Below are 12,984 nucleotides of genomic sequence, written 5' to 3'. Positions count from 1 at the left end.
ATTTATGATCCAGATTATAACACTACATCAATTTGATTAAACTTTTGATACCATTCCACAACCAGTTTAATGATTTTCTAGCATAAGCAGGAATAGTAAAGTTTCCTTTCTTTAATTGATACTCATTAAATAATCCATTAAGAGAATCTTTATTGAAAATCATCATACCAATGTGACTATCTCCCTGGCCATAAAAAGCGTATAACCCATCTTCTTGGTTAACTGTTGCGCTAGTGTAATGAACCCCTGGATGTCTTCCCTTTTCGTCCCCTCCCATTTGTAGGGGTCTAGGAATGATGCTAGTGGGTAATAAGGTCTTTTTGCTGATCAAAGTCCCATATTGCAGATAGGTGCGGTTTCTTGGTTCCTGTTTTGGGTCTAAAAAATCATGAATAAACAGAATATAATGATCTTGATCCCAGGACACCATATTGCTGCTATTACCGATAAATTTTCCTTTATCATACCATTGATAATTAAGTTCAGATTCTAAGACTTTTTTTGTTGTTCCTCGTTCTAGATCAATTTCTAAAATGATATAAGGTTGAAAGGAATAAAGACACATTAATGACCCTTCATGGACAAAAAAACTCCAGTTCTTTTCTTCATTAAAAGCTTCAAAAGGGGGTTCGAGTAGACAGCGTAAATTTATCGTTTTGTTTTGTAGATCAATTTGAGAAATTCCTGGACGAGAGCGAATAATCCATTTTTGGGAATCAAGCAGTTGATAAACACTGTGATTACTATAAAGTTTACCCTGATATTCAAACAAACGCCAATCTTCAGGCCGACTATTAGGGGGTAAGGTTGGATAAGTGAGCGCAAAGCTTTCTTTGATGGTTAAATCTTGATTTAAAATACACCAAAAAGGAGTCCCTTGATGGGCCAAAAAATCCCCATACCAGACTGCATCATTAGACTCTCCACGACAAAGCAGATGAAATTCATTATCCTTGTATAAAGCTCCTGGATTAATGATACTACAAGCACTATTTGTCCCTAATTGACCTGCTGTAATAAGAGTTTTTTTAGCCCTAATTAAACCTGGATAGGTGTAACATAAGGCTAATTGTTTCATCTGTTCGTAGAGTGCATCATCATCTACTTGAGCGTTTGAAACAGATAGGGGTGATATTGGCCTGCGACCATGATACCCATGATAACCTCCTTCAATTATGCTCATATTGGTTTTACCTTTGACTCGACATAACCAAAACGCTCCATATCTAAAGAAGAATGATTATAGACAATTTCTTTCATCTTGTTTGTATATAATCTGTAGTAAGGTCGATGAATGGTAACACCATGATGAATTAAATCAAGCTTAGGTAAACCGATTTTCTCACACACTGTATGGAAGTCCTCTCTTAAATTTTCGTATCTTCCCACAAAATCAACTAAAATTTCCCCTTCCCCTTCTTCTTTTCCCTTCCAGCTATTAGTTAGATAACTGGTTTGGTGGTTTTCTAGGTCATACCATATATCCATCGTCTGCTTTACCCCGATTTCGTCAAGTTGCGATCGCCACTCCTCATCGGGTTCATGTCTACATTCCCCCATACTTAGAATAAAGTCTTCAAAATCTTTATATTGATTCCAAGGATGATACAATTCTGGGTATTCTTCTCTGTTAGTATATTCTGGATATTGGGTATACATGGAATACAAAGACAAAATCATGTCTAAGGGGTTACGAACAAAAGCAAAAGTAAAGTAATCATTCCATATTTTTTCCCCGACGTATTCCTTCATATATTTTGCCCAGATATGTTTCCACCATTCCCCTTCTGGACTTATTTCTGTTGCCTCAAAATCCATCCCTAAATAGTCACAAAGAACTTTCTCAATACTGGTTCCTCCTGTTTTACCAATATGAATGAAAATAAATTTGTATTCGTGGGAAATAATCATGATTGCTTACTTTTAATTCTCCTTGGTTTTTAGCGTAAGTATCTATTAATTAAATCTCCATAATTTTTGGAGAAAAATTCATCAATGGCCTTAATAATTTCTGGATCAGCCTCATTTTGATGGAAACTAAAATCATAGATATTATTTTGAGTATGGGATGTGTGTTGAGTGTCATAGATTTTGATAGACTGCTGACGATGGTATTCTAAATCAAAATTGCTTAAATCATAGGGCAATTCTAAGAAATCTAAAATCTTGGTAATTCCAGAAAGATCACTAACAATCTCAGGATAATAGACAAGCAGTTTTTTCCCCGAAAATTCATCATAAGCTTTGAGATTTTCAAAATATTCCTCAAACTCGAATACATCACCACTTCTGATCTTTTCTACGCTGAGATCCGTTATATCTTTTCCTTTCGCAGCACGAATAAATGATTCTCTATAATCCCTTAAAATTAACACAACTTTGCGATGTAATGGTTTCCCTTGGTCATCATAAAAAGGACAAAAACAGGAATCAACCTCAGCTGCATATTTAACATAATGGGTTCGGTAAACTGCTAACTCTCCATCTTCGATCAGTTTAGTCTTTCCTGCGGTGCGTAGTCCGGTAAAATATTCGATACAATAACGTACCCAGTTAAACCCACTTGCAGGGTAAGAAACAATAATACCTTTTCTAGAGTCTAATCCTTTCATAATTCCCAATTGTTTGTTTTTGTTCTTGTTTAGTTGATACTGGTCAAATAACCCATTCAGGTAATCTTTATTAAACACCACAATTCCCGTATGGGTGTCTCCCTGTCCATAAAATCCATATAACCCGTCTTCTCGGTTAACTAATGCGCTGGTGTAATGCACTCCTGGATGTCTCCCTGGTTCATCTCCCCCTATAATTAAGGGTCGGGGGATAATGCTTGTGGGGAGTAAGGTGCGTTTACTTATCAGAGTTCCGTATTGCATATAAGCGCGGTTTCTCTGTTCATGTTTGGGTTCTAAGAAATCATGGACAAACATAATATAATGATCCTCATTCCAAGAGACTAAATTGGTGCTATTCCCCACAAATTTTCCCTTATCATACCATTGATAATTAGGTTCAGCTTCTAATATTTTGTAAGTTCTTCCCCGTTCTAGATCAATCTCTAAAATAACATAAGGTTTAAAGGAATAAACACACATCAATGAATCTTCATGAACAAAGAAACTCCAGTTTTTTTCTTCTGATGAAGCTTCAAAAGGGGGTTCTAGTATCCAGCGCAATGTTAGGGTTCGGTTTTGTAGATCAATTTCCGAAATTCCTGGACGAGAACGCACAATCCATTGTTCACGATCAAGCATCATATAAATGCTATGATTTGTGTAAAGTTTGCCCTGATATTCAAACAAACGCCAATCTTCTGGCCGACTATTAGGAGGTAATTCTGGATAATGCAGTAAAAAGCTTTCTTTGATGTTTAGGTTATCATCTAAAATACACCACAAAGGACTCGCTTGATGAACTAAAAAATCCCCAAACCAGACGGTTTCATCAGGTTCTCCTCGACACAGTAATTGAAACTTCTGGTCTTGATATAATGCTCCTGGATTAATAATACTATAAGTGCTATGAGTTCCTAATTGACCGGCCCCAATGATTTGTTTTTTTGTCTGAATTAACCCATCATCTGGATGACATAGGGACAAATATCTCATTTGTTTGTATATCCCATCGTTTTCTGCTTGATAGTTTGATAGGGATAAATGTGGAATTGCTCCGCGACTGCGATGACCGTTAAACTCACCATTCATTCTGTGTATGTTTGATTTACATTCTGTCATTTAACCTTCGATAATATTATCATTTAACTAATAATTATTATATATTTATTATCCCTTTTTTTTCATAAATAAATATAAAAAAATGTTGTATTTTTGTGAATTTTTACAAAAACAGGGGAAAGCCTTAATGTAACAAAAGGATCAATTTCTTTTCCTGTTGCGTCTGATAAGGTGCCATGATTTCGGTTTCTCCGTTAATGAATGATTGCTGACAAAATTCCCCTTGACCATCTGTGTGAATTACGAAATTCAGTAGGAGTCAATAGACGTTAACTCCTACTTGTTTTGATTACTTATTTTTTAAGGAATACTGAAAGTAGACACTTCATTACCCTTTGAATCTAATAACGTAGCGGTATCTCCTTTGTTTTTCCAAACTCCCCATTCAGAGAAGAAAAGAAAACCGCCTGATTCGGGATGATATTCATTATTATAGACTTTAATACTTTGCCCTGGGTTTAATTTAATTCCCACTGGAAAAATATATTTTAGACTCTTGGCTAAAGATTTAATTTTCCAACCTGATAAATCGGCTACTGCGGTACCATTATTCGTAATTTCCACATATTGATCAGCTTTTTTATCTGCTTTTGCCTTATAGAATAGATCACTAATTTCTACTGTAGCAACAGCCGGTTCTACTGATAATTGACCAGGTAACTGTGCATTTTGGAAAACGGCTCCATAAATCTTACCGTTATTGTTGCTTGAAGTTTTATCAACAGCAACATTATTAGCAGCCGTTGTCAGCGGCCAATATCCCACTAACCCGTTTTCATTACCTGTTAAACGATGATACATATCGGCTTTTATTTCATCAGCAGAACGAGCTTTATTCCACAAACGAATTTCTGTCAGATATCCTTTATAGTATTGGCCTTTTTCTCCTGTCAGACCGGCTCCTATTATTAACTCTGTATTGTCTGCTACTAATGAGCCATCTACAGAACTTTTGGTAATTAATTCACCATTAATAAATATTTTGGCAACTTTCCCATCATTGGTAATAGCAATATGTTGCCATTGATCCCATTTAACAATGTTTTCAGAGGTGTTAGATATAGCTTTAGCTGATTGTGTTGTATGCCAATTATGTCCAATCTGTCCTAAATAACATAACCATAAATTATAGTTGAAATTAACCTTACCAAAAACCCCTACCCAACCGTTAGGAATACCATCGGTTTTCAGCCAAAGTTCTACAGTATAATTTAATATCCGTAGGGAAGGACTATCAGGAATTTTGATGTAATCTTCGTCACCATCAAAATATAATACGGGGACTACATTTGCCATGATTTTGTTTCCTCTGTGACTATTATTTGTCAAGTAGTTTTTTCCTAACTCAGTATACCATTATTATTGTCAATTACTGAAAGAATTTAGATTAAAATTCATAAAAAAAACTTGACAAATTAAGATATTTGATTAGAAAATCGGGCGTTGCTGAATCAGGGTATGAAACAGCCATTCTTTGCGTCTTTGCACGGCAGTCGCTCTACTTGGGGAGACCCCAAGACCGCGCTGCCTCGTCTTTGCGCGAGATAAAAATCATACCATCAATCAGCAACGCCAGAATTTCACTTAAATAACCATATCATTGTTTTTGACTCAAACTTAAAATTTAATTTTATTAAGATTAACTTGACAAAAAGTTTCATTTACATTCCGTTTTTTGACCTTCGATAATACTCCCATATTTTATCATAACTTAATCTTAAAGAAATGTTAAAATAGAGAGTATAGATAGTATAGAGAGTATAGATAGTATAGAGAGTATAGATAGTATAGATAGTATAGATAGTATAGATAGAGCTTGTTACGAATCTTGATTTTGTAGGGTTTTAATCCAAGAGATGCTATGATGTTTTTGTCTTAAAATTAAGCGAACAAAAAAATCTCTATTGCTCTTTGTTTTAGGGTTAACTATCGCTTGTCCACAATCTAAAAATTTTGGCAATAGCTTTCTTATTCAGAAAAGTGATCGCACTTTCTTTCATTAGTTAATAATGAAGAATGAATAATTAATAATGAATAATTATTCATTATTAACTCAACAACTTTGGAGAAAACAATCGTGAAACAAACAATGCTCAAAAGCCTTCAGGTAATGCTGATGGCAGTTTTATTGCTGTTGACGATGGTGGGACGACCGGCGATCGCCCAAACCAGTCCCGAACTGACTTATGGGAAAGAATACTATCTCCCTAATCTTTGGAACGGAGACGGAGGCTACTTAGACACGAACGGTCGAGGATGTGAAGGTAATGACCTTTGTGTCTCAACGTCTCATGCTCCAGACGAAAGAGGTTACAATACCTCAACTTGGACAATGGTTTCTGCAACTGGTAAACAAGTGGACACCCCTGTTTTATACAATGAGAAAGTCTACCTACAGAATGGATTTAATGGTAGCTATTTGGACACAAATAGTCGAGGATGTGAAGGTAATGACCTTTGTGTATCAACTTCTCGTGGTGCAAACGAAAGAGGTTACAATACCTCGACTTGGACTATCCTTTCAGCAAGTGGCAAACAGTCTGGGACTCCTGTGTTGTCAAATGATGAGATTTACCTACAGAATGTCTATGATAATAGCTATTTAGATACCAGAGGTGCAGGTTGTGAAAACAATTACCTTTGTGTCTCCACATCGAGTACCAAAGAACGCGATCCGAAAACCACTCATTGGCGTATTGTCTATAAAAAACCACCAGTAGCCATTACGCCACCAGGAGAACTCAAACCAGGGTTTCCTGAACCACCTGTAACTGTTAATCCCTGTGACCCCAATAAACCCATTCCTGGGGCATTTAGTACCATTCGTATTGGTGATTTTGATGGTTTTGGCTTTAAGGATGGGACAGGGCTAAAATCTACCTCTGGTAGTGCCATTAACCTTGATGGTAACGGTATTCTTTCTACCAAAGACTATCTCCCTGACTTCAATGGGGATAATAAGATCAGTAACCGCGATGCGGGAGATCCCTTTGATAATCGTTCCGATGCCGAAGTCGCTGGAACCTTACTCACGGGTGACGGTTTTGAAGATATGGGAAGTAAAGGATCTGATTATACCGATCTTTCTTTAGGTAAAGCGTTCGGTTATAAGACTTCTTCGACTTATGGCCATTCCTTCCCCGATGGTGATCCCAATACTTTACCCAATACCCCCAGTTTCCAATTCCGCTTTAAGGTGGCTAAAGATAAATTACCCCAAGGCACACCCTTATTCTTCAATGTCATCTTTGGAGACTATGATGTTGAACCCGTGGTAGTGATTCTCAAGAATAGTCAGGGTAAAACTGTCAGACAAGAATTAACCGCCTCTGCTAAGGGAGAAAACGATGGCATCATTCAATCGGCCTTTGGTACCTTAGACTTCTCCCAAGTCTTTGCCGATGGTGATACCAGTGGAGAAACAGGATATTGGGTAGGTTCTTTGGATGTAGATTTTGATGCACCGACAGAACCCTATTTATCCTTCGATTTTGCGGAAATTGGTACTCAGCAAATTCCTTTGACCTCTTGTCCACAATCTTAAATTTTAGGCGATCGCTTTTCTGAAAAAGAAGGCGATCGCACTTTTTTTCAATTAGTGAATAATTCATGATGAATAATTATTCATTGATAACTCAACAACTTTGGAGAAAACAATCGTGAAACGAACAATGCTCAAAAGCCTTCAGGTAATGCTGATGGCAGTTTTATTGCTGTTGATGATGGTGGGACAACCTGCGATCGCCCAAGGTGGGACATCTATTAACACCCTGTTAAATGATTACACTGTGGCGGTAGCTACTGCAACAGTTAAGACTCAAAAGAGCAATTATGCTGCCAATGAGCAGATTATTGTGGAATATTCCGGTTTTCCTGGTAACAAAAACGATTGGATCACCATTTCTTCCTCTGATAAGCCAGACAATAGCTATGGTCCATACTTTTACACTCAGGGTAAACAGAATGGGACTTACACCTTTAACGGTCTTCCGGCTGGTAATTATCAGGTGCGTAGCTATTTTAACTGGCCTGCTGGCGGCTATACCGTTCAAACTCGTTCTAGCTTTACCGTTGGTGACACAGCAGTGGCTCCTCCCACAACAAAACCAGGGACTTGTTTAGAAGGGGATCAGGCTACCTTAATTGATTTCAACAAAGAAGAAACAGTAAATGGCAAGGCCGCGCCTATTTCCAGTGGTGGCGTAACCATTTCTTTTGAAGGACTCAACGTCATTGAAGTAGGTCAGTCTCAAGGGGGATTTGGTGGTCAAGCAGGGCCGAACCAAGTCATTGCCTCAGACCAAGGCAATTTTAATGGTCGCTTTTTGACAGAACCTGGTAACCGGGCTGCTTATCGTCCTATTAACTATCGCCGAGCGATCACGTTCAGTGAACCAGTTAATCATCTCTGCTTGTACATGGCTGACATTGATAGTGGTCAAGGCATTAATCTCAAAGTCTTAAATGCTCAAGGAGAAAGTCTCTACACCAAAGCCTTTCCCAGTTCTACTGGTGCAGACGCATCCCTGACGAAATTGGACTTGAGTCAACTCAAAGGCATTAAAACTATTGAGATGATTGGAGATGATCCCATTGGAATTGACAATTTAACTTTTTCCTCTGTCGCAACTGAACCCAAACCAGAACCTACACCTATAGCTAAACCTGAACCTACACCAGAACCTACACCTATAGCTAAACCTGAACCTACACCAGAACCTAATCCCTGTGACCCCAATAAACCGATTCCTGGGGCGTTTAGTTCCATTCGTCTTGGTGATTTCGATGGTTTTGGCTTCAAAGAGGGACAAGGCTTAAAAGCCGCTTATGGTGGGACTATTAACGTTGATGGCACTGGTACTCTCTCAACAGGAGATTTTCTGCCTGATTTCAATGGAGATGGTAAATTTAGCAACCGTGATGCGGGTGATCCCTTTGATAATCGTTCTGATGCAGAAGTAGTCGGGACTTCCCTCACGGGTGACGGTTTTGAGGATATGGGTAGCAAAGGCTCTGATTATACGGATGTTTTCTTAGGTAAGGCCTTCGGTTATAAGAGTTCTTCGACTTATGGCCATTCCTTCCCCGATGGTGATCCCAATACTTTACCTAATACCCCTGGGTTTAAGTTTCACTTTAAGGTAGCTAAGGCTAAACTACCCCAAGGCACACCTTTGTTTTTAAATGTGATGCTTGGGGACTACGATGTTGAACCCGTACAAGTCATTTTCAAGGGTGCGGATGGTCAGACTGTCACCAAAGATGTGATAGCCTCTGCTAAAGGGGACAAAGATGGCATAATTCAAGCTTCTTATGTCCCTCTGGAGTTTGATCAAGTGTTTAGTGATGGTGATGTTAGTGGTGAAGCTGGTTATTGGGTTGGTTATTTTGATGTAGATTTTGATGCCCCCAATGAACCGACTCTAGCCTTCGATTTTGCCGAAATTGGCACTAAACAGATTCCTTTGACTCCTTGTCCACAATCTTAAAATTTTAGCGATCGCTTTTCTGAAAAAGAAGGCGATCGCACAAATTTTGCTCAAAAGTCCAAAAATTTAGCATATGTGTACAGGCTTACAAAACTTGAAAAAGATGAAAAAGACATCTTAACTACAAGAGATTTTCTGCCAGACTTTAATAAAGATGGCAAAATCAGTAACCGTGATGCGGGTGATCCTTTTGATAACCGTTCCGATGCAGAAATTGCTAACACCTATATTACTGGGTTAGGATTTACTGATACAGGCAGCAAAGGCTCTGAATATACAGATCTCTCCTTAGCCAGAGCTTTTGGTTATAAAGATGCTTCTAGCTACGGAAAACCCTTTCCTGGGGGCAAACCCGACGCACTCCCCTATAAACCCGTCTTTACGTTTAACTTCAAGGTAGAAAAAGACAAACTACCCAAAGATACACCTTTGTTTTTAAACGTCATGGTAGGGGATTATGATGTAGAACCCGCAGAAGTTATCTTAACCAGTGCTGATGGCTCAACTGTGACCACAGAGTTAAACGCTTCTGCCAAAGGAACAAAAGATGGGCGGATTCAAGCCACATTTGTTCCCCTCAACTTCTCTCAGGTATTTACAGACAAAGGGGACTTTTGGCAAGGGTCATTAATCGCTGAATTTAATGCCCCCGAAGAACCCTATTTAGCCTTTGATTTTGCTGAGATCGGAACGGATCAAATTCCTCTAGTTCCCTGTCCCAGTAATAAACCCCCTGTGGTAGATAAATCCATTCCTGACCAAGCTATTAACCCTTGTAATGGCTTCAGTTTCACCATTCCCAAGGGAACATTTAGTGATCCTGATGGTGATTCATTGAGTTACACTGCAACCTTAGAGAATGGCAGTGCTTTACCCAGTTGGTTAAACTTTGAGGGAACAACGGGCAAGTTTTCTGGCGTGCCAGGGGATAAAGAAGTTAACAGTTTGCTGGTGTTCGTCCTAATAATGGAGATGCTGTTCTTGATGGTAATGGTTTAGGAGAAGATTATCCTTCTGTTGCTCAAGTTAAAGCGGCAGTGGAAAAAGCCAATATTGTGCCGATTTTCCTGGTCACTCAGAACTATGTCCCGACTTATCAACAGCTAGTTAGTCAGTTGGGTGTGGGAACCGTTATCCCTTTAAGTCCTAATAGTTCTAATTTGGTTTCTGCCATTGAACAGGGCTTAGAACAAGTCAACAAGGACTTTACTATTGTTGCGGTTGATGACAACTTTAACTATGTCTATCGCATTGATCCGAGTCAGTTTAAAGGGGTTGCCCCAGGATCTGACTTGACCTTCAATGTGGTGTTAAAGTATTCCGGTCAAGGTAGTGGTGATCAGATCACTATCCGAGCCTTGGGAACGGGTGATTTGGTTATTGATACACAAGTTGGGGTGTCTTTCTAGGGTGTTCAATTTGTGAGCATTTGCCCCAAAATCTTTCGCTTTACTTGTGTTCTGTCGGAACGGCTTGAAAAGTCGATTCCCACAGGACACAGACTTTTTAACCAGGTACTAAAAAGGGGGCGATCGCACAGTATCGCCCCCTTTTTCTCCTGCTATAGCAATCGTAAATGATTCCTAAATAGCAATACTTTGGGGAATATGAGAAGGCAGCAAATAAACATAGGGAATTTTGCCTTCTTTAACCAATTTTTTGTTACGTTCTTGTAGTTGAACTTCAATTTCTTTCAACCGTTTACGAAAATCCTTAAATGCCTGTCTGTCCGAGTCATTTTTTAAAGGATTAGGCAAGGTTAAAAGACTCTTACTGGTGTAGGGAGGAAGTATGGTTAAGACCTTAACTAAGACGATTTGCTTGATGGTTTGTTTGCGATCAGGTAGCCAATCTAATAAGATTTTTTCTCTGTCTTCTTCGGTCTTCACATCTTCACCATAAAGAGAAGAAAAAGGCTTATACAAGGCAAAGGGCATATTAGAAACCCAAGAACCATAATCGTATTGTCCAAAATTAACAGCAGCGTGTTGCGTAGTTGCCAGAAAAATCATGGTAGTGACAATCTCAATTAGATCATCCAAATTATTAAGTTTTCCTGTCAATTGATCGGCTTTTTCTTCTGGCAATAACCCTTGAATTGTTCCCGCATTAGGGTCAATTAATTCATTTTTCCAGGCTTGTAGTTGAGCATCACTTTCTACTGCGCTGTTGTCTTTATAGTGGTTTTTCAGAACATCACTGACATACTTTCTCGTAGCATCCCACATGAGGAGTGCATCATCTTTATAGTGATAGTTAGGCAAGTCACTTACTCCACGGACTTCTAAACGCTGAGGTAAGGCTTTTTTGTAGAACAGCCAAGGTTCACCTTCATAGTCGGTTACTAACCCTTTGCCCCAATAAGCTCGGCTTAATAATTCATTAGAGCCAGTGTAACCTAATGCCCCTGTGCTATCAAAGAAATTGCCTCGCCCTAAAAAGGTGGAACGAGCCATATAATTAATAGCTAAGGTGTTAAAAAAGTGGGGTTTGAGTAGTTGATAAAGAATATGATCTGGTGATAAAGTTCGATAGGTACTAACGGTACAAACTTCAATCACTAAATGGGTATCAAGTAAGTGAGCAATAATGCCTTGATAAGCGATATCCGTCGCGGCAACTGCTAATTTAGCCGCTTTCCATTCTGTAGGAGAAGATTTAGGCGTTAAAATCTCTGGATAAGGATCAGTTTTTGGATTATATTTTTGCTTGACTTTGATAGCAACAGGGAGCAACTGTTCTTGATCATTGAGATAAAATAAACACAGAGGAGAAGCGGAATATCGTCCCAGTTGATCTTCTTGTTTTGGCTCAACGATGTCACCAAAAACTTGATAATCTAGTAAGTATAATTTCCCTTTTTCAAAAGCTGAAGCCAAGGAAAAACTATCGCCTAAATAGGGTTTAAGATGGTCATCTGTTACGGGAAATCTACCATCTGTTACAAGATCTTCTGGATTAGCTTTTCTCATTAAAACAGGGTTTAGTCCCCCTAAGAATTGATTGCCAAATTCGGCATCTTCTTCCCATCTATCAGCAATTAAAGGTTTCGGTAATAATGTCCAAGGTTTGAAAAATTGAGCCAAATCTTTCAGTTTTTCCCATTTATTAGCAGGAGCTAATGCTACCCCTAAGCCTAAATCAGCAACTCCTTTAAATTCAATTTTGTTTCTAGTAGAAAAACCCAAGACATGAAGAAGTTGAGCAAGAATTAAACTTAAAGCAGAAATAAGCGCAGTAAAATCAAATAAGAAAACCTTGAAAGGACTCATTCCTTCCCCCTTCGGAAGTCCAACTACATAGGGAGGTGCGCCAGGATAACGCACTTTAGGATCAACCCAGGTAAAGGTATCTTTAGGATTACTTGACATATTGTTGATTTATCCTCTAAAAGTGATGAAGAAATAGTTAACAAAGAAGCTAAAACCCTCTGGCAAAAGTCCTCAAAAGCTGATACAAGAGCAACCATAAACAAGACAAAAAGTCAATGAGTTTTATTACCTTTTTTTTTGTTTTTACCCCTCTTTTTTCGCTCTATCAGAACCGATGAAAGGTGGATTAGATCAATTAACTTAAAAACGAAAGCTTATAAAAAAGCCCTTTTGGGTTTTATATTACAAGACAAATCTACCCAAATCTCTAAAATCAACTTTTGCTTAAAAATTCTTGATACTGAAGTTTGGACTATAGTGTATTAGGATCAATGCGTGACGACTCCCAACGCCGAGCAAGCTACGGCGTGGGCTTCTCCAAGTCTCGAA

The 12,984-nt window shown here is 38.6% G+C and carries 8 protein-coding genes and 1 pseudogene; 4 read left to right on the top strand and 5 right to left on the bottom strand.

The features are described from left to right. Nucleotides 1-22: 22 nt before the first annotated feature. The 4 genes from VB691_RS00045 to VB691_RS00030 all read right to left on the bottom strand — a co-directional run bounded on the left by VB691_RS00045 (nucleotide 23) and on the right by VB691_RS00030 (nucleotide 5,030). Nucleotides 23-1,183 (bottom strand): hypothetical protein, encoded by a 1,161-nt coding sequence (locus VB691_RS00045; RefSeq protein ID WP_323289412.1) that lies wholly within the window; start codon nucleotides 1,181-1,183, stop codon nucleotides 23-25. Next, a complete protein-coding gene (locus tag VB691_RS00040; RefSeq protein WP_323289411.1) occupies nucleotides 1,180-1,911 on the bottom strand; it encodes a sulfotransferase family 2 domain-containing protein in 732 nt (243 codons plus the stop codon). The genes VB691_RS00045 and VB691_RS00040 overlap by 4 nt, the downstream gene beginning before the upstream one ends. A 29-nt stretch (nucleotides 1,912-1,940) precedes the next feature. After that, complete coding sequence (locus tag VB691_RS00035; RefSeq protein ID WP_323289410.1) at nucleotides 1,941-3,704, bottom strand: hypothetical protein; 1,764 nt, start codon at nucleotides 3,702-3,704, stop codon at nucleotides 1,941-1,943. A gap of 330 nt (nucleotides 3,705-4,034) precedes the next feature. Then, nucleotides 4,035-5,030, bottom strand: coding sequence for a LamG-like jellyroll fold domain-containing protein (locus VB691_RS00030; RefSeq protein ID WP_323289409.1), 996 nt, complete (start codon nucleotides 5,028-5,030; stop codon nucleotides 4,035-4,037). 781 nt (nucleotides 5,031-5,811) lie between these two features. Between VB691_RS00030 and VB691_RS00025 the strand changes: the two genes are divergently transcribed. The 4 genes and pseudogenes from VB691_RS00025 to VB691_RS00010 form a co-directional block, all read left to right on the top strand. Beyond that, complete coding sequence (locus VB691_RS00025; protein ID WP_323289408.1) at nucleotides 5,812-7,278, top strand: hypothetical protein; 1,467 nt, start codon at nucleotides 5,812-5,814, stop codon at nucleotides 7,276-7,278. Between the two features lie 115 nt (nucleotides 7,279-7,393). Next, a complete protein-coding gene (locus VB691_RS00020; protein ID WP_323289407.1) occupies nucleotides 7,394-9,223 on the top strand; it encodes a hypothetical protein in 1,830 nt (609 codons plus the stop codon). A gap of 75 nt (nucleotides 9,224-9,298) precedes the next feature. Next, on the top strand, nucleotides 9,299-10,222 hold the full coding sequence (locus VB691_RS00015; RefSeq protein ID WP_323289406.1) for a putative Ig domain-containing protein: 924 nt from the start codon (nucleotides 9,299-9,301) through the stop codon (nucleotides 10,220-10,222). An 11-nt stretch (nucleotides 10,223-10,233) separates the two neighbouring features. Further along, a pseudogene (locus tag VB691_RS00010) lies at nucleotides 10,234-10,632 on the top strand (hypothetical protein); the annotation flags it as partial. A 174-nt stretch (nucleotides 10,633-10,806) separates the two neighbouring features. Here VB691_RS00010 and VB691_RS00005 read toward each other — a convergent pair. Further along, on the bottom strand, nucleotides 10,807-12,594 hold the full coding sequence (locus tag VB691_RS00005; protein WP_323289405.1) for a lipoxygenase family protein: 1,788 nt from the start codon (nucleotides 12,592-12,594) through the stop codon (nucleotides 10,807-10,809). Nucleotides 12,595-12,984 lie beyond the last annotated feature (390 nt).

This window comes from Crocosphaera sp. XPORK-15E (assembly GCF_034931425.1).
GTDB lineage: Bacteria > Cyanobacteriota > Cyanobacteriia > Cyanobacteriales > Microcystaceae > UHCC-0190.
The sequence above is the reverse complement of the archived record's forward strand: the minus strand, read 5'-3'. Positions and strand labels throughout refer to the sequence as shown.